Consider the following 18,110-nt stretch of genomic DNA (forward strand, 5'->3'; position numbering starts at 1 on the left):
GCGCAGGCAAGCGTGGAAACGAGTCGATGAGCCGGTTGCGACGTTATCTGTCCCTGCTCGTCCTGATGAGCCCAGCCGCGCTCGTGCTCTGCGTGCTAGCGCTCTACCCGGTCGCGCGCGTGCTGATCGATTCGTTTTTCTCGGTGGATTACGCGTCGGGGCATCGCTCGTACATCGGGCTCGCCAACTATCGATCGGTCATCGCTGACGGCGAATTCGGCACGAGTTTCGTCAATACGATCCAGTTCATGATCGTGGCATCGCTCGCCGAAGTGCTGTTCGGACTCGCGCTCGCGCTGCTGTTCGTCCGCGCGTTTGCGGGCCGGCGCATCGCGTTGCCGCTCGCCGTGCTGCCGATGATGCTCTCGACGCTCGTGTGCTCCGCCATCTGGCGCAACTGGCTCAATTATCGCGGCTTTCTGAATGCGCTGCTCAAGACGGTAGGTCTGCCGGCGGTGCCCTGGCTATCCGATCCGCACCTCGCGCTGTGGTCGCTGATGCTGGTCGATGTCTGGCAGTGGACGCCGATGGCATTCCTGATCATTCTCGCGGGGCTACAGTCGATTCCGCCTGAAATCGCCGAGGCGGCACACACCGACGGCGCGAACGAATGGCAGTGCCTGCGCTACATCACGCTGCCGCTCGTTGCACCGCACGTCGCCCTCGCGATGCTGTTGCGCTCGATCGATACCTTCAAGCTGTTCGACAAAGTGTACGCGTTGACGGGCGGCGGTCCCGGCAATGCCACGCAGACGCTATCGACGTACATCTACGACACGGGTTTCCGCTTCTTCAACGTCGGACCCGCCAGCGCGGCTTCGGTATTGATGCTGCTCACGTGCGCGGTGATGGTCTCGGGATACATATGGAAATCGGCAATCAAGCGCGACCGTTGATGCCGCTCGCCCGCTTGCGGGGTTTCGCGCGACGCTCGTCCGGTGCCGCGCTGCGAGGACTGTTGCGGGTCGCTGCGCTGGCGATGTTGCTGCTGCCGTGCATATGGATGGCTGGCGCGGCCTTTACGCCGACGCTGGAACGCCTCGCCCATCCGCTTTCGTTGTGGCCTTCGGCGCCCACGCTCGAGCATTTCGCGGCGGTTTGGGAAAGCGGCATGGCCCAGTCGGTGCTGAACTCCGTGTGGGTCGCGGTGGGCGCCACGTTGCTCGCACTCGCGCTCGCTTTTCCGGCGGCCTATGCGCTCGCGCGACTGGCGTTTCCGGCGCGACTCGATCTGCTGTTCCTGATGCTCGTGCTGGCACTGAAGCTGATGCCGCCGATCACCGTGGCAGTACCGCTGTTTTCGCTGTCCAAGCGGCTTCATCTGCTCGATTCGCTATTTGGGCTGGTACTCGCCTATCAGCTGTACGCGTTACCGATGGCGATCTGGATGTTGCTGCCGTTCGTGCGCGACGTGCCGATCGAATTCGAGGAGGCCGCGGCGCTCGACGGCGCGAACCTCGCGCAGCGGATCGTCTTCATCGTCGTGCCGCTGTGCGCGCCAGGTCTCGTTGCCACCGCGATCTTCGTGTTCATCATCGCGTGGAACGAGTTTCTGCTGGCGCTGTTGTTCGTCTCGTCGCCGAGTCATTTCACACTACCGCTCACGATGGCGGGTTATGTGACCGAGAACGGCATCGACTGGGGCGAACTAATGAGCGCGGGGCTGATTTCGTCGGTGCCGACGCTTCTGCTCGCGGGCTATGTGCAGCGCTATCTGCTGCAGGGCTTTTCGGGCGGATTGAAGTAACGCGCTCCAACTTCGCGTCGCCGTTGCAGCCGACGCTTTGCTTTTCCAGAGGTTTTCTTGCGTCCTGCCCTGAGCCAACCGACCGTTTCGCCGATTGACTGGATGTCGGCCATCGATGGCAGCCGCTTGCTGTCTGCACTGACCTTGCCGGGCAGCCACGACACCTGCGCCTACACGGTCGATGACCGGCTCGCGCGCACACAACATGCCACGCTCGACGATCAGTTGCACCATGGCGTGCGGGTGCTCGACATCCGCTGCCGTCATCAGCGCGATCGCTTTGCGATTCATCACGGCGGCATCTCGCTGGGTCTGAGTTTCGACGATGTGATACGGACATGCGCTCAGTTTCTCGCGCGTCACCCGAGCGAATCCATCGTCATGTCGGTCAAGGACGAATGGCCCGCGCGTGACTGCGTCCGCGCGTTCGCCGCGACCTTCGAATGGTATGTGGAGCGACACGCGGCGGTGCGCTGGCACTTTGCTTCCGACCTGCCGCTGCTGGAGGCGGTGCGCGGGAGCATCGTGCTACTGCGGCGCTTTGCGAGTGACAAGCCGCTCGGCATCGACCTGACTGCGTGGCCTGACAACGAAACGTTCGATATCGACGACATGCCGGCTCCGTTCACCATTCAGGATGAGTTTCGCGTGCCAGTGCCGGCATCGATCGCTTACAAATGGCGTGCCATCGATTCGCTTCTAGATCTCGCGCCTGGCCTGTGCGACGAGCGTTGGGTCATCAACTTTTGCAGCGGCACAGGGATGGCGGCACCACCGGTCGTCGTGGCGTGTGGCGATACACAGCATCGCGGTATTCACGATCAGCTTGCCGAGCGGCTCGCGACTCGTCCGCAAGCATGCGGCACAATGCTGCTCGACTTTTGCGACTGGCGGGACTGGCGCCTCGTTGATGCGTTGATCGATTGCAACGGAAGCCGATAGCGCCTCGCTGCGGGCGTGACGTTGCCGGCGAATCTCAGCGTGATTCCTTTGCTCGCGGCTGCCGCGGTGGCGACCTCGATTCTGGTCCGCGCCTCACCGGTTCACGCGTGCAGGCGTCCGGCGGCGTGACATAGGGAACGTCGTCGCGACAACACGCATAGATCGGAAATCCATACGCGTTCGTGCCGACGATGGTCGTTGGGCCGTGCAGCGGGCACACCGCCTTCATGACGCCTCCTACAAACGCATCGATCAATCGCTTCCATCCTACGCTCGCGCGCGATAAATGTTCTATGTGCGCCTGCATTCGCCTTCGCACCGCATGGTCCCGCGCACCACCACCGACGCGCACTCACCCACCGTGTCGCGCCGCAGCATTCCTCATCCCCCGAGCTGAAGGCCCGGTAACGTACTGCTTAGCGTATTTGTGCATACATTCGCGAGCGATTTTGGCGACTCGGTCGGGCGGCAGCCGCGTTGCAAGGAAGCGTCGGCGGAATTGTCATTTCTTGCACGTCATGCAATGATTCATCCCGGTGCGGGGTGGTGTCATTCCGGCCGTTGCTGACATTTTGGGATGCCCTGGGAATCAGTCGAAGCGCCCACTCCTCGCCGCCGGCTGTTCCAGTCCGTTGTTTCGACGCTCAAAACATCGGCTTGGCCGGCAACCATCTGCGATGGCGGCGATTTCTGAATTAGGGTATTCACCTACCCCTTCCTCCCGAAAATTTAACATTTTGAAGTTAGAATGAACCCTCTAAAATCGATTGTTTATCTCATCTGATGACAGTTGAAATAGAGATCGAAGCGTCGGAGCAGCCGTACGACCTACCGGCGCGGGACCGGGCCAATTGGTCGGCTGTGACCCGTTGGAAAAACAGCATGTCGTATTTCGACCGATGAATACAGACATGAAAATGCGATTCGGCACAACTCATTTTCAGTGTTTATTTAGTCTTACTAATAAGACTTTTACTCCGGAATTTTCACCGACAACTTTCCGCATACTGATGGCGGATATGGTTTCCGGGGCAGGCGGGTTCGAAATTCAATCCAGGAGAAGCAATGAAAGACCTTTCGTCCGAAGATTTACTGAAATTCTGCCGAACGAAAGTGTCGACGTTCTTTTCTTCCGCCACCAAAGCGTTTGAAGGAACACAGAAACTCACTGGCCTGGACCGGCAGGCGGGGAGCACCATTCGGGGCATCTGGAATCTTTGAGCAGTGCGCCGGCGCGGCGTAGCGCCGCTAGCCGACGCACCGAGCTCCATTCGCGCAATACCACAAGCCTATAAAAACCCGCGCAGTTCAATCAATGCCGAAGCCGTTCCTCCCATGGCGCAGGAGGCGGCAACGCGTTGTGGCAAAGCAATGGCGGGTTGTGCGAGACGGCCATTGGGTATTCACGAACCTCGCAGACATTTCGATCACGGATGGAAAGGATGACAAAACGAATCGTAGTAGTAACGGGCGGCATGGGCGGCCTTGGAGAAGCGATCAGTACGAAACTGCACGACGCAGGGTATGCGGTGGTAGTCACGCACTCGCCGAGCAACACCGGTGCGGACAAATGGTTGGCGGACATGGAAAGTCAGGGTCGGAGCTTTCGCGCTTACCCGGTCGACGTGGCCGACTACGACTCATGCCAACGTTGCGCGGACAAGATTCGGGCGGAAGTCGGCCCGGTGGACATCCTGATCAACAACGCGGGCATCACCCAGGACATGACCCTCAGGAAGATGGACAAGGTGAACTGGGATGCGGTGATTCGCACCAACCTCGACTCGGTCTTCAACATGACCAAGCCGCTGTGCGAGGAGATGGTCGCACGAGGCTGGGGGCGCATCGTCAATATCTCGTCCGTCAATGGCTCGAAAGGCTCGGTCGGCCAGACCAACTACGCCGCCGCCAAGGCCGGGATGCACGGCTTTACGAAGTCACTGGCGCTGGAAGTGGCGCGCAAAGGTGTCACCGTCAACACGATTTCGCCGGGCTACCTGGCCACCAGGATGGTCACCGCGATTCCGCAGGAGATCCTCGACACGAAGGTCCTGCCGCATATCCCGATGGGACGTCTCGGCAAGCCCGACGAAGTCGCGGCGCTCGTGCTCTATCTGTGCTCGGAAGATGCCGGCTTCGTGACCGGCTCCAATATCGCGATCAACGGCGGCCAGCACATGCAGTGACGCGACATACCGCGCCGGTACGCGCCGGAACACCGGACGAATCGGCGTTAACCATTCACGCAACACCCCTGTGCTTCCATGAGAGAGGAACGTGTCATGAGTGAGACCTGGATGGGCCTGATCATTGGGGGCTCGGCCCTCAGCATCGCAATGCTCATGGTGATTGATCACTATCGCCGTGAGCGCAGACGGGCAAGACTGCTACGGCACCTGGATCATCATGAGTGGTGGCATCAACCGCGCGGGCGAATGTTAGTGCGTCGACCGCATCAATAAAAAATCAGATACATCGAGAGGGCTGAAGAATGACACCGGAAATCACCGGACAACAAAAGGCCACAGGCCATCAGATCACGGTTCGTACGAGGCGCGGCGGCATGAGGGTCGCCGCAGTGTGGCAGGTATTGATGCCGGTCGCCGATGCCATCGAGGACGTACGGATCACGAGCAACCGCAAACGTGATGTCGAAGACATGACGATCGCGTTTGCCGACAAGTTCTCGGGATCGCTGCACACCGTTCTCAGGCAGTTCGAGACGATGCCGTGGGTGGCCGCCGCGGAGCTTTGCTGATCACCGAGGGCCGTGCCGCTTGCGATGGGTCGCGTCGCTACGAGGACCGGCGCGCGTCACGCTATCTGGCTCGCCGGGTAGCTGGCGGGCGCAGCGTCTCGCAAGCGTGGTTTGGCACAAACTGGCCGATTAAAGTCGGACGTACACGACCGGACCCAGCCGGTCACCACCTGAGAGAGAAGTGGATGAACACAACAATCAAGAAAGGGCCCCCGGACCGGGAGAGCCCCTATACACCCCTGACTGCTGGAGATGCGATTTCCCATCTCGAACGGATCCTGTCTCACGATGGCGTGGATTCGTTGTTCAGCCGGACCTACTGGCGCGCGCGTGTCCAGCAGGTGAGTGCGACTCAAGGACTGACTCCGCACCAGCAGGCAAGGCTGGTTAAGCTGCTCGAGTCGCTGCATCCCCCGGTCCCGAGCGCAGAGTCGTGCTAGTCAATTGTCGACGCGGACGTACACCGTCCGCGACGGATCAGAGCTGATCGTCGACATCCAGCAGCCGATCCTCCACATGCAGATCTTCGGCGCACTCTCCCTGCAAGGGCAGTTCCTTGCCTTGCGCTCGGAGGCGATCGCGAACCATCTGGCACAGGCGTTCGCGCACGAGGATACGTTGTGCCGTGTCCATCTGCGCGTAACGCTGAATCTGCGAAGCCGAAAAGCGCAGTGTGAGCACGCATCGCGCGTCCAGCGTCGTGTCGCCATGTGACTCGATCACCCAGGAGGCCTGGATGAAGAAGGTCCGGCCGTCGTCGTAACCGCTGATCGCCGGCGCTTTCGGCGACTCGAATAGCGTGGAAAGAGCCAGTTCGATTTCTTCGACGCGCTGGTTCAAATCGATGTCTTTCATTGAAAGTCCTCCTTGTGGTCGAGGCCCCGGCCCCGCTTTTACGCGAGCAAAATCCGTGTCCGGCCGTCGCTGGCTGCCAGTGTTTCGAGTGGAGCCGGACTCGCAATCCCGTTGCCGCTCACGAGGCAATTTGTACCGATGCCGCCCGTCAGCAGATATTCGCAGGCGTAACAGGCGATTCGAACGCTTCACGCAGCGACAATACGACGCCGTCGCGCACGTATCGCCAGCTCAAATCGCTCTTCAGTTCTTCAAACAGAAGCCGACATAAGGAATAGGCCCAACAAGCATCTGGCTCGCTTGCCCAGCCTGGTCGTCGCACAGACGACTCCCCTATTCCAGCCGGACACAGAACTGAGCAATAAAAACCATGCAGTTTTCCAACATGAAGATCGGTAGCAGAATCGGAGCAGGCTTCGTGGTAGTACTGTTACTTTCCGCAATGACGGTGGGCATCGGAATCCTGATGCTTCAACGTCTGAACGACCAGGCCACCGCTGTCGACAAGACCAACCTGCCGCGTCTGTTGAACGTGAACGCGGCCGGACATCAGCTGGACGCGATCGCGGTCGCCGTCCGGAACCTGCTTCTCAACGACGATCCGGAAGTTCAAAAGAGGTCGCTGGATACAATCGCCGCCACCAGATCCACGCTGCATGAAACGATCGCAACGTTGTCGAAATCGCTCGCGCGTCCCGAAGTGGGCGAGCGGCTTGTAAAGCAAAGCGCGGACTACGATCACGGCATCGAAAAGATCGTCGGCTTGCACGCCGAAGGGCTGCGCACCCAGGCTATCCAATCCCTGAACAAAGACCTGCTGCCGGTCTACGTCGGTTACACGGCGACACTCGACGACATAAACCAATTTCAGGTCTCCGGGACGACCAAAGCCACCGCCGCCATCACGGACATCGCGCAGAAGAGCTGCCTGATATTGGCCGCTCTGGGCGCGGCTGTCCTTGCCATGAGCGTCGGTTTTGGCTGGGTCATCACACGCAGCATCACCCGCCCGCTCGCGGAAGCCGTCAATATTGCGTCGACTGTCGCGAAGGGCAACCTGACCCAGAAGATCGAGATCACCAGCAAAGACGAAACCGGCCATCTGCTCAACGCGCTGAAGGACATGAACGACAGCTTGAGTAGAGTGGTTCTCGACGTACGCAAGGGGTCCGACGCGATCGCTACGGCAAGCAAAGAGATCGCCGCAGGCAACCTCGACCTGAGTGCGCGGACCGAGCAGCAGGCTGCGTCGCTGGAAGAAACCGCTTCGAGCATGGAAGAGCTGACCGCCACGGTCCGCCGCAACGCCGAAAGCGCCGAACAGGGCAACGTTCTGGCCGCCAATGCGTCGGAGGTTGCGGCGCGCAGCGGCGAGGTGATGGAGCGTGTCGTTCAGACCATGCACCAGATCTCGAACAGTTCAGGCAAGGTGGCCGACATCATCGGCACGATCGAAGGCATTGCGTTCCAGACGAACATTCTTGCCTTGAATGCGTCGGTCGAAGCAGCTCGAGCCGGGGAACAAGGCCGGGGCTTCGCCGTCGTGGCCAATGAAGTGCGGATCCTGGCGCAGCGCTCCGCAGCCGCCGCCAAGGAGATCAAGGAACTGATCGACGAGTCGGTCGCTCGCGTCAAGACCGGTCAAGCCCAGGTCGACGAATCGGGCCGCACGATCGACGAAGTCGTGTCCGCCGTGCGTCGCCTGACCGACCTGATGGGCGAGATTACCGCTGCGTCCCGTGAACAGCATCAGGGCATCGAGCAGGTCAATCAGGCGATCGTGCAGATGGACAAGGTCACCCAACAGAACGCCGCGCTGGTCGAGCAGGCGGCCGCCGCGGCAAGTTCGCTCCAGCAGCAATCAGGCACGCTGGTGCAACAGGTAGCAGTATTCGCTGTCGACTGATACGGCAACGTCGGTTCCGGGTCACGGGTCGCTTCGTCACCATCGCGGCCCGATACGACCGCGCAGCGGGCAGCGCCAGAAAGCTCCATTCGGGCATCCGGTTTAGAGGTATCAGTCGATTGACATTCGCTGCCGCGGCGTTCCGGCCAAGAGGACGAAGTCTCACGGCGGCACGCTTTCAAGGGTTGCGATTTCCTTCAGAAGGCATCTAATCCATTTATCGTGCTCGACGCGAGACCGCGCCAGACAAGGCCTGGATGCTTCACTCGCGATGTTCGTCGAAGCCTGCCAGGGGCGAGGCTGCGCGCAACAAAGATCAACACCGTCCGCGGGCGGGCCCGGCAATGCGCGATGCGTATAGAACAATGCGTATGTGGTTAACCCGCTCTTTCAACCCGCGCCGCGCGTGCTTATCGTGCTGGGTGCGAACGGCAGGCCAACAAGATCAAGCAGCATGCCGTCATTGGTTGGATCGGGATGTCGACGGCAGACACAGTCAGCGCAGCTTCGCGAGCCGCCAGCCGCTACCATCGCACACGCGCGTAAGACAGCGCATAACGTCTTCTGCGGCGCCGGGGCGACCGTCACATCGGCGAGTCGAAAAGCGCACTCAGAAACGAACAGATACCTGCACCGCCGGCATGGCCGGACCGGTTCGCAGCCGAGCGGGCCACGATCGAGAGGCCTCCGTAGAGGGGACAAAAGATGTTCGGATGCAAGCTGATTGACGTCAACGCATTATCCGCCCGACCCGCCCGAGCGCCGGTCCAGCGGCGCTCGCGCCGATCGCATCACCGCCACGTCCATCCCGTGCGCACTCCCCACGACACGACACAGTACGGTCATTAGCCACGGGCAGGCTCACTGCCGCATTTCATGACCGCCGCTACTCCCAACCGATCAATCGATCCCTCGGCTTCGGGTGTGCAAACCGTTACGCCGGACCCCGCTCACAGCGCTCTCCCAGCAATGAACAAGGGGTCCGATTTTCAACGCTGTTACGTGGTTCGTTAGCAAGGAAATCGAATGCAAAACAAGAAGCGCACTTTGCTTAAGGCCACCGCCGCGCTCGTGCTGGCAGGTTCGAGCGTGGTCGCTCATGCGGACGATGTGGTCAAGGTCGGGCTCATCGTTCCGATGAGCGGTCCGTTCGCGTCCACGGGTCGTCAGGTCGATGCGGCGGTCAAGCTGTATATGGCCCAGCATGGCGACACGGTCGCGGGCAAGAAGATCCAGGTCATCCTGAAGGACGACACCAACGTCCCGGATACCACCAAGCGCCTCGCGCAGGAACTCATCGTCAAGGATCACGTGTCGGTGCTGGCCGGCTTCGGGCTCACGCCGCTCGCGCTCGCCGCCGCGCCGCTCGCGACCCAGGCGAAGGTGCCGATGATCGTGATGAACGCGGCCACCGCGATGATCACGGAGCAGTCGCCTTACATCGTGCGCACGGGCTTCACGCTGCCGCAGAACACCCTGGGCATCGCGCGTTGGGCGCCCGGGAACGGCATCAAGAAGGTGGTCACGCTGGTCGCCGACTACGGTCCCGGCATCGACGCGCAGAACTCCTTCAAGAAGGTGTTCGAAGCGGAGGGCGGCAACGTCGTCGAGCAACTGCGCGTGCCGGTCGCCAACCCGGACTTTTCGCCGTTCCTGCAGAAAGTCGCCGACCTGAAGCCTGACGCACTGTTCATCTTCGTGCCGTCGGGCGCCGGCGCCGTGTTCATGAAGCAGTTCGCCGAGCGCGGCCTGAGCAAACAGGGCATCAAACTGATCGGTACCGGAGACGTGGTCGATGACGACATCCTGAACGCCATGGGTGACGTCGCGCTGGGCACGGTGACATCGATGCACTACTCGGCGGCTCTCGACAATCCCGAGAACCGCGCCTACGTGGCCGCCTTCGAAAAAGCCAACCCCAGCATGCGCCCGAACTTCCACAGCGTCGGCGCGTATGACGGCATGCACCTGATCTACGCGGCGCTGCAAGCCACCAAGGGCGACACCAACGGCGACAAGCTGCTGGCCGCGATGAAGGGCCAGAAATGGAACAGCCCGCGCGGCCCGGTGGAACTCGATCCGCAGACGCGTGAAATGGTCCAGAACGTGTACATCACCCGGACCGAACGCGTGAATGGCCAGCTGTTCAACGTGTCGTTCGACAAGGTCGACGCCGTCAAGGACCCGGCCAAGGTCAAATAAGCTCGCGAAAGCGAGGCAAGCCGTATCCGGATCGCTTCGATTTGCCCGCCGCGCCCCTGGCACTGTCAGGGTCGCGGCGTTTTGGCGTTAAAAACTCATGCTAACCATTCTCTTCGACGGTATTGCCTACGGCATGCTTCTGTTCGTGCTGGCGAGCGGTCTGGCCATCACGCTGGGATTGATGAACTTCGTCAATCTCGCTCACGGCGCCTTCGCCATGGTGGGCGGCTACGCCACCGTGCTGGCGATGTCGCGTCTGAGCATCCCCTTCCTGTGCGCATTGCCGATCGCGTTCGTCGCGTCCGCGGTGCTTGGCGGCATTCTCGAACGCACGCTGTATAAGCGCGTGTACGGGCAGTCCGAACTCAACCAGGTGCTGTTTACGATCGGCCTGACCTTCATGGCCATCGCGACGGTCGACTACTTCATGGGCTCGACCCAGCAGTTCCTGACCTTGCCGCAATGGCTGCAGGGCCGCACGGTGTTCGCCGGCATCGGCATCGGCTACTACCGGCTGTTCGTGATCCTCGTCTGCATGGTACTCGTCATCGCGCTGCAGCTGATTCTGACCCGGACCCGCTTCGGCAGCCGCCTGCGGGCATCGGTGGATGATCCGCGCGCGGCGAGCGGTCTCGGCATCAACATCAACTTCGTGTTTCTGACCACCTTCGCGTTCGGCTCTGGCCTCGCCGGCCTCGGCGGCGCGCTCGGCGCGAACATGCTCGGCCTCGATCCGATCTTCCCGCTCAAGTTCATGATCTATTTCCTGGTCGTGGTCGCGGTTGGCGGGACGACCTCGCTGACCGGTCCGCTGCTGGCTTCGCTGCTGCTCGGCATCGCGGACGTGGCGGGCAAGTACTACATCCCCGATCTCGGGGCGTTCATCATCTACGGCGTCATGATCATCACCCTGATGTGGCGACCACAGGGTCTATTCGTCAGGGCGGGGGGCAAATGAAGTCGGCAACTTCTAGCGAAATGAGGACATCGACGATCGTGCCAGAGGTCCGCAGCATGGGCAGGCAGTGGTCGCGCTGGCGCCCCGTGGAAATCATCTTCTGGATCGCGGCGCTGGGCGTCTGCGTGATGCCGCTGAATAACTACCTGCTGCTCAACGAGATGGCGATCCTCGCGTTGTTCGCGGTATCGCTGGACCTGATCCTCGGCTACGCCGGCATCGTGTCGCTGGGCCATGCGGCCTTTTTCGGTCTCGGTGCTTACTCGGCTGCATTGCTGGCCAAGTACTTCAATGTCGATCCGCTGCTGGGCATGCTGCTCTCGTGCGGGGTCGCGGCGCTGGCGGGCCTCGTCACCAGCGTGCTGGTGATGCGCGGTTCGGACCTCACGCGCCTGATGGTGACGCTCGGCGTGGCCTCGATCCTGCATGAACTGGCCAACAAGCTCGGCTGGCTCACCGGCGGGGCCGACGGCATGACGGGCGTGCCGATGGTGCCGCTCTTTGGTCACATCGAGTTCGATCTGTTCGGCAAGGTGGCCTACACGTATTCGGTCGTCACGCTGTTCGTGCTGTTCGTGATCGGCCGCGCGGTGGTCAAGTCGCCGTTCGGCATGTCGCTGCAGGTGATCCGCCAGAATCCGCTTCGCGCCGCGGCGATGGGCGTGCCGGTCAACCTGCGCCGCACTGCCGTCTACACGTTGAGCGCGGCGTACGCGGGCGTGGCCGGCGCTCTGCTCGCGCAGACCACCGGCTTCGCATCGCTCGACGTGCTCGACTTCCACCGCTCGGCCGACGTGCTGCTGATGCTGATGATCGGCGGCGCGGGTTATCTGTATGGCGGCATCATCGGCGCGGTCGTATTCCGGTTCATGCAGGACCGGTTGGCGGACATCACGCCGCAATACTGGCAGTTCTGGATCGGCCTGCTGCTGGTGATCATCGTGATCGTGGGTCACGAGCGGCTCGTGCGTCCGTGGACGTGGTTCCGTCGCAGCGGAGGCAACGCATGACGATCGCACTGCAAACATTCAATCTGATCAAGCGCTTCGGCGGCCTCGTCGCCACCAATGACGTGTCGATCACCGTCGAGAAAGGCGCCCGCCAGGCGCTGATCGGCCCCAACGGCGCCGGCAAGACCACGCTGATCAATCAGCTGACGGGCGTGCTGTCGCCGACTTCGGGCCGCATCGAGCTCGAAGGCCACGACATCACGTCGCTGACCGTGCACAAGCGGGCTCGCGCCGGGCTCGTCCGCACGTTCCAGATCAACCAGCTGTTCAAGCACATGACGCCGGCCGAATCGCTGTCCGTCGCGATCTCCGAGCGCGACGGTCTGGGCGCGCGCTTCTGGCGTGCGCTCGGTCGGCGCGGCGAAATCATGGACGAAGTCGCTTCACTGCTCGAACAGTGCAAGCTGCTCGACGTGATGAGTCGCGAAACGCGCGTGCTGCCCTACGGCAAGCAGCGCCTGCTCGAAATCGCGTTGGCGCTGGCGGCAAAGCCGCGCGTGCTGCTGCTGGATGAGCCCGTGGCCGGTGTTCCCGACGGCGAACGTCGCGAGATTCTCAATACGGTCGCCGCATTGCCCGACGACGTGACCATTCTGCTGATCGAGCACGACATGGACCTGGTGTTCAGCTTCGCCAACCGCATCTCGGTGCTGGTGAGCGGTGGTCTGCTCACCGAGGGCGCATGCGCCGACATCGCCCGCGATCCTCGCGTGAAGGCCGTGTATCTGGGCGAGGAGCTGGTTGGAGGTGAATATGTCTGAATTGCTGAAGCTGGAAGGAGTCGTAGCGGGCTACGGCGAAGCCAGGATCCTGACGGGTATCGATCTGGCATTGGATCAAGGCCAGGCTCTCGCGCTGCTGGGCCGCAACGGCACGGGTAAAACCACGCTGATCAACAGCATCGTCGGTCACACGCGTCGTTTTAGCGGGCGGATCTGGCTCGATGGCAAGGACGTCACCGCCTTCAGGCCGCACCAGCGCGCGCTGGCCGGCATCGGCTGGGTGCCGCAGGAACGCAATATCTTCAAGTCGTTGACGGTCGAAGAGAACCTGACCGCGATCGCGGTGCCCGGTCCCTGGGACCTGGCCCGCATCTACGGGATGTTCCCGCGCCTGCAGGAGCGCCGTGCCAATATGGGCAACCAGCTCTCCGGCGGCGAGCAGCAGATGCTGGCCATCGGCCGCGCGCTGATGCTCAATCCGAGGGTGCTGCTGCTCGACGAACCGCTAGAAGGGCTCGCGCCGATCATCGTGCAGGACTTGATGCGCATCCTGTCGGAGATCATTCGCGACGAAGGCCTGTCCGTGATTCTGGTCGAGCAGAACGCGCGCAAGGCGCTGAGCATCACGCACAACGCCGTGGTGCTGGAGCGCGGCTCGGTCATTCATTCGAGCACGGCGGCCGAGCTGCTGGCCCAGGATCACAAGATCGATACCTTGCTGGCCGTGTCTCAACACTGAGCGGCTCGCGATGCGTGGGTGGTCTACGCGGCGAAAGTCGCGACCGCCCGGTTGAACGCATCGGGTCTTGCGACATTCATCCCATGCGACGCACCGTCGATCGTTTCGCGTTCGGCAAACTCGATCCACTGTTCGAGCTTGTCGACCGTATTGCGGAACATGCGGGGACTTCTCTGGCCGTCGATCAACAACGTCCGACACTTGATATCGCGCGCGGCTTCCGGCGTATAGGCGGGAAGCGGATCGAGCAACTGCTTCGGCAGCGTGAGCGCGTTGTCGAGCGCCATACGACGAAAGCTCTCCGGGCTTTTGTTCCAGTACCCCGGCATGCTCACGGAGTCGACGAACATCGACAAGCCGGTGTCGAACTCGCCCCGCTCGATCAGTTCCGCGACCCGGGCGCGCAACACGTTGGTCGCCGGCGGCATGAACGCGGGCTGCCCCCTCGGTTCGGTTTGCAGCGGGCCGCCAGGGTCGGCTAGCGTCAGCGTTTTGACGAGGCGCGGATATTCGCGCGCAAGATTGAAAGCCACGCACCCACCCCGTGAATGACCGACCAGATGAACGGGAGCCAGGTCGAGCGCGGTGATGAATCCGGCCATTTCCTCGACGTGCGTCTCCCAGCTGAAGTCGCTGTGTCCAAACGCATCGATCTCGGGCCAGTAATGGCTCAAGCTCGGCGCGAAGCAGCGAAACCGGCCAGACAGCGAGGCCACCTGGGCGTCCCAGTAGCGATAGTCGCAAAGCGAGCCGTGCACGAACACCATCGGCTCACCGCGCCCGGACTCGACATACGGTATGGCAACACTCGATGCGGTGGTCACGAACGATGGCGCGGCCGCGCCATAGGCCGAGGCCAGAATCGATGGGCTGGTACGTGCATTCATCAAAGGGCTCCTTTGGCGACACTATCGATGGTGTTCTGGCAAAAGAAAATCGCATAATATTGATGGAATCGATCTACTTTTCTGATACGAACCATCATGGCAACGGAAATGAAAGCGCTCGATCTGGACGTGCTGTCGATGATCATCGCGGTGGCGGACGCCGGCACGATCAGTCGCGCGGCGCAGGTCGTGCATCGCTCGCAATCGGCGGTGAGCATGCAGATCAAGACGCTCGAGACGGCGCTCGGCAAGGCGCTGTTCGTGCGCAAGCCTCGCAGCGTGGTGCCGACGCAGGACGGCGAAATGCTGTTGACCTACGCACGACGGATGATCGCGCTGCGCGATGAAGCGTGGGCAGCGGTGGTTCGGCCCGACGTGACCGGACGCGTGGTGATCGGCGTGCCGGACGATTATGCGACGTCACTGTTCCCGCCGATCCTCAAGAAATTTTCGGCGACCTATCCGAAGGCGGAGATTCAGGTGGTGGGGCTGCCGAGCGTCGCGCTCGAGCCGATGTTGAAGGACGGCACGGTCGATCTCGTCTGCGCGACGCGCGTGAAAGGATTGCACGGCGAGTTCCTGCGTCACGAACCGATGGTGTGGGCCGCCGCCCCGGGCGCGACCGAGATCTGGCGCGAAAGGCCCTTGCCCATCGCCGTGTTTTTGCCGGGCAGCGTCGCGCGTGAGAAAGCCATCCGGAGCCTGGAGCGCGCGCGCATCACGTATCGAACGTCGTATGAGAGCCCGAGTCTGCTGGGTCTGCTGACGATGGCCGAGGCCGGCCTCGCGGTAACCCCTTTGGCCAAGTGCGCGGTACCGGCTCACTTCTCGCTGCTGGGGGCCGCGAATGGCCTGCCGGAAATCGGCACACTCGAAGTCGTGCTGGCGCGAAGCGCGGCTTCGAAGCGGCCTGTGTGTGACTTTCTCGCGGAACGTATTCTCGCCGACCTGAAGAATTAACCCGGAAGACTTCAGGAAGACTCCTCCGCGCCGGCTCGGCACGACGCACACATCCGCCACGCAGCCTTCGGCGCAGCGACCGTTTGCGCCACCTCGCGCCACCAGCGTTCGCCGCGATGCACCGCGGTCAGATCGAGGCGCTCGCCCATGCGCGGTGTCGACAGCGCGACGCCGCGCGCGAGCGCCAGCCCCGTCACCCTCTCGAACGGTTCCTGCCAGCGATGCATCGCGAGGTCGAAGGTGCCGTTGTGAATCGGCACGAGCCAGCGGCCGCGCAGGTCGATATGCGCCTGCACGGTTTCTTCAGGCTGCATATGGACATATGGCCACATCGCGTCGTACGCACCGGTCTCGATCAACGTCACGTCGAATGGTCCGAGGCGCTCGCCGATCGCGCTGAATCCATCGAAGTAGCCGGTGTCGCCGCTGAAGAACACGCGTAGATCGTTATCGACGATCACCCACGACGCCCACAACGTGCGGTTGCCGTCGAACAGGCTGCGCCCCGAGAAATGCTGCGCGGGTGTCGCGGTGAACTCGATGCCTTCGACCACCGTGCCCTGCCACCAGTCGAACTGCCGGACCTTCGCCGCGTCGATACCCCATTCGACGAGCCGGTCGCCGACCCCGAGCGGCGTCAGGAACACCTCGGTCCGCTGCGCCAGGAGCAGGACGGTCTCGCGGTCCAGATGGTCGTAGTGATCGTGCGACAGGATCACGCCGTGCAGCGGCGGCAAATCGTCGAGCGAGATCGGCGGCGCATGAAAGCGCTTCGGACCGAGATTGCGGAACGGCGACGCCCGCTCGGCGAATACGGGATCGGTCAGCCAGTACTTGTCACGCAACTTCAGCAGCATCGTCGAGTGACCGAGCCGGTACAGGCTGCGATCGGGCGCCGCATCGAGTTGCGCGCGTGTCAGCGTTTCGACGGGCAATGCGTCGGCCGGCACGGTGCCGCGCGGTTTGTTGAACAGCACCGTCCACGCGAGGCCGAGCGTTTTGCGCAGGCTTTCCGCCGGACGCGGCTTGACGTTGCGAAAGCGCTCGCCGTCATGCTGCGGCGACAGGCCGAACCTCGCGCGGCTGCGTTGCGCGGCGTTCACGCCGAGCATTCGGCGGACATAGGCGGGAAGCGACGTCATCAAGTTGACCTTTCGAAGAAAACGTACACCCGGCAGTGTAGTTTATTTTCAAGAAAAGTAAACTGACCAGTGTAAAATTAGGGGATGGAATCGCCTGCCCGCCCCCAACGTCTGACTGACCGAAAGCGCGTCGCGATCGTCACCGCCGCGATCGAGGAGTTCCTCGCGGCCGGCTACGACGCAACCAGCATGGACCGCATCGCCGCCCGCGCGAGCGTCTCGAAGCGCACGGTCTATAACCATTTCCCGAGCAAGGAAGCGCTTTTCGCGGCGATCCTCCAGCAGCTATGGGACGCGAGCCACGACGGCGATGCGCCCTCCTACCTCGCCGATCAACCATTGCGCGGGCAGTTGCTCGATCTGCTGGAGCGCAAGCTGAGGCTGCTTCACGACGAATCCTTTTTGTCGCTGGCACGGGTGGCGATCGCGGCTGGCATCCATTCGCCGGAGCGCGCGCGCGATATGGTCGCTCGCATGGGGGAGCGCGAGGAGGATCTGACGGCATGGGTCCGGGCGGCTGCCGCGGACGGCCGCATCAAGACCGAGGACCCCGTCTTCGCCGCACTGCAGTTGCAGGGGCTCGTGAAGGCTTTCGCCTTCTGGCCGCAAGTGGCGATGGGTCAAGTGCCGCTCGATGCCGGCGAGCAGAAGCGGATCGCGGAAGCGGCGGCGGATATGTTCCTCGCGCGTTATGCGTGAGGTTTGTCGGGTTGGGATTGCTGCGGCGCTACCCGTCAACGCAAGAAGTTCTTTGCTCGAAGGCGGCGATGCCCGCAGTGACTTTCCGCGAAGCGGGCGCCGCGAGAGCGAACTCTTCCTTTTTCGCAAACGTTTGCCTCCGGGTATCAAGTCTCAGCTTCCCAAGCCGAAAACGCGTACATCGCCTCGAAACTTTGGAGACCCGATGTGACGCGCGTTGTGCTCTTACTTGCCGTAATGTTCATAACAGGCTGCGCACAAGTGCAGCAGCCCACTACGGCTCAAGCCGAGAAACCGGCGGTGTCGAACGTGATCATGAAGTTCGACATTCCCGCCGATGCCCTCGGCGCGCGCGATCCGCAACTGGCCACGGTGCTCGCCAAGGCGGGCGCGCTCGCCGCCGCGCAGAAGCGGCCCACGGTGATCCGCGTGACGGCGCTGGGCCAGGACTTCAAGTACATCAACGAGGCGATCTGGCGGGGTGTGCCGCAGCAGGGGCTCAAACCCGCACTAGAGAACCTGACGACCGGCGCGAACCAGACGTACAGCGTCTCGATCCAGCCGCTACGTGCGGGGAGCTGAC

18 protein-coding genes are annotated in these 18,110 nt (G+C 62.2%); 15 read left to right on the forward strand and 3 right to left on the reverse strand.

The window, feature by feature from the left end; genetic code table 11:
• Positions 1 to 26 precede the first annotated feature (26 nt).
• From BC1002_RS29975 to BC1002_RS29995, 6 genes are all read left to right on the forward strand, one after another.
• Positions 27 to 896 (forward strand): carbohydrate ABC transporter permease, encoded by an 870-nt coding sequence (locus tag BC1002_RS29975; protein WP_013093719.1) that lies wholly within the window; start codon positions 27 to 29, stop codon positions 894 to 896.
• Entirely contained in the window at positions 896 to 1,747 is an 852-nt protein-coding gene (locus tag BC1002_RS29980; RefSeq protein ID WP_013093720.1) for a carbohydrate ABC transporter permease, read from the forward strand. The genes BC1002_RS29975 and BC1002_RS29980 overlap by 1 nt, the downstream gene beginning before the upstream one ends.
• A gap of 102 nt (positions 1,748 to 1,849) precedes the next feature.
• Entirely contained in the window at positions 1,850 to 2,689 is an 840-nt protein-coding gene (locus BC1002_RS29985; RefSeq protein ID WP_041735642.1) for a phosphatidylinositol-specific phospholipase C, read from the forward strand.
• 1,065 nt (positions 2,690 to 3,754) lie between these two features.
• Complete coding sequence (locus BC1002_RS38050; protein WP_013093723.1) at positions 3,755 to 3,910, forward strand: hypothetical protein; 156 nt, start codon at positions 3,755 to 3,757, stop codon at positions 3,908 to 3,910.
• A 221-nt stretch (positions 3,911 to 4,131) separates the two neighbouring features.
• Positions 4,132 to 4,875, forward strand: coding sequence for an acetoacetyl-CoA reductase (gene phbB / locus BC1002_RS29990; protein ID WP_013093724.1), 744 nt, complete (start codon positions 4,132 to 4,134; stop codon positions 4,873 to 4,875).
• A 377-nt stretch (positions 4,876 to 5,252) separates the two neighbouring features.
• A complete protein-coding gene (locus BC1002_RS29995) occupies positions 5,253 to 5,447 on the forward strand; it encodes a hypothetical protein (protein WP_238538076.1) in 195 nt (64 codons plus the stop codon).
• Positions 5,448 to 5,924: 477 nt separating this feature from the next.
• Here the strand turns inward: BC1002_RS29995 and BC1002_RS30000 are convergent, their stop codons facing one another.
• On the reverse strand, positions 5,925 to 6,302 hold the full coding sequence (locus BC1002_RS30000) for a DUF3022 domain-containing protein (RefSeq protein WP_013093728.1): 378 nt from the start codon (positions 6,300 to 6,302) through the stop codon (positions 5,925 to 5,927).
• Positions 6,303 to 6,672: 370 nt separating this feature from the next.
• On the opposite strand from BC1002_RS30000, the gene BC1002_RS39445 reads away from it, so the two are divergent.
• The 6 genes from BC1002_RS39445 (at position 6,673) to BC1002_RS30030 (ending at position 13,839) form a co-directional block, all read left to right on the forward strand.
• On the forward strand, positions 6,673 to 8,208 hold the full coding sequence (locus tag BC1002_RS39445; RefSeq protein WP_013093729.1) for a methyl-accepting chemotaxis protein: 1,536 nt from the start codon (positions 6,673 to 6,675) through the stop codon (positions 8,206 to 8,208).
• Positions 8,209 to 9,234: 1,026 nt separating this feature from the next.
• Positions 9,235 to 10,410, forward strand: coding sequence for an ABC transporter substrate-binding protein (locus BC1002_RS30010; RefSeq protein ID WP_013093730.1), 1,176 nt, complete (start codon positions 9,235 to 9,237; stop codon positions 10,408 to 10,410).
• Positions 10,411 to 10,507: 97 nt separating this feature from the next.
• Positions 10,508 to 11,368 (forward strand): branched-chain amino acid ABC transporter permease, encoded by an 861-nt coding sequence (locus tag BC1002_RS30015; protein ID WP_013093731.1) that lies wholly within the window; start codon positions 10,508 to 10,510, stop codon positions 11,366 to 11,368.
• Between the two features lie 20 nt (positions 11,369 to 11,388).
• Entirely contained in the window at positions 11,389 to 12,378 is a 990-nt protein-coding gene (locus BC1002_RS30020) for a branched-chain amino acid ABC transporter permease (RefSeq protein ID WP_013093732.1), read from the forward strand.
• Complete coding sequence (locus BC1002_RS30025) at positions 12,375 to 13,139, forward strand: ABC transporter ATP-binding protein (protein WP_013093733.1); 765 nt, start codon at positions 12,375 to 12,377, stop codon at positions 13,137 to 13,139. Before BC1002_RS30020 ends, BC1002_RS30025 begins: the two co-directional genes overlap by 4 nt.
• Complete coding sequence (locus BC1002_RS30030) at positions 13,132 to 13,839, forward strand: ABC transporter ATP-binding protein (RefSeq protein WP_013093734.1); 708 nt, start codon at positions 13,132 to 13,134, stop codon at positions 13,837 to 13,839. The genes BC1002_RS30025 and BC1002_RS30030 overlap by 8 nt, the downstream gene beginning before the upstream one ends.
• Before the next feature lie 23 nt (positions 13,840 to 13,862).
• Here BC1002_RS30030 and BC1002_RS30035 read toward each other — a convergent pair whose 3' ends face one another.
• Entirely contained in the window at positions 13,863 to 14,726 is an 864-nt protein-coding gene (locus BC1002_RS30035; protein ID WP_013093735.1) for an alpha/beta fold hydrolase, read from the reverse strand.
• Between the two features lie 108 nt (positions 14,727 to 14,834).
• Here BC1002_RS30035 and BC1002_RS30040 point away from each other — a divergent pair, with 108 nt between their 5' ends.
• A complete protein-coding gene (locus tag BC1002_RS30040) occupies positions 14,835 to 15,686 on the forward strand; it encodes a LysR substrate-binding domain-containing protein (protein ID WP_026226163.1) in 852 nt (283 codons plus the stop codon).
• Positions 15,687 to 15,697: 11 nt separating this feature from the next.
• Here BC1002_RS30040 and BC1002_RS30045 read toward each other — a convergent pair whose 3' ends face one another.
• Positions 15,698 to 16,828 carry an MBL fold metallo-hydrolase gene (locus tag BC1002_RS30045; protein ID WP_013093737.1) on the reverse strand — a complete coding sequence of 377 codons (1,131 nt, stop codon included), beginning with the start codon at positions 16,826 to 16,828 and terminating at the stop codon, positions 15,698 to 15,700.
• 84 nt (positions 16,829 to 16,912) lie between these two features.
• On the opposite strand from BC1002_RS30045, the gene BC1002_RS30050 reads away from it, so the two are divergent.
• Together BC1002_RS30050 and BC1002_RS30055 are read left to right on the forward strand one after the other, a co-directional pair.
• Positions 16,913 to 17,527 carry a TetR/AcrR family transcriptional regulator gene (locus BC1002_RS30050; RefSeq protein WP_013093738.1) on the forward strand — a complete coding sequence of 205 codons (615 nt, stop codon included), beginning with the start codon at positions 16,913 to 16,915 and terminating at the stop codon, positions 17,525 to 17,527.
• A gap of 207 nt (positions 17,528 to 17,734) precedes the next feature.
• The gene (locus BC1002_RS30055; protein WP_013093739.1) at positions 17,735 to 18,109 is read left to right on the forward strand and encodes a hypothetical protein; all 375 of its coding nucleotides are present in this window, start codon (positions 17,735 to 17,737) and stop codon (positions 18,107 to 18,109) included.
• Position 18,110: the final 1 nt, after the last annotated feature.

The sequence above is a fragment of the Paraburkholderia atlantica genome (assembly GCF_000092885.1).
GTDB lineage: Bacteria > Pseudomonadota > Gammaproteobacteria > Burkholderiales > Burkholderiaceae > Paraburkholderia > Paraburkholderia atlantica.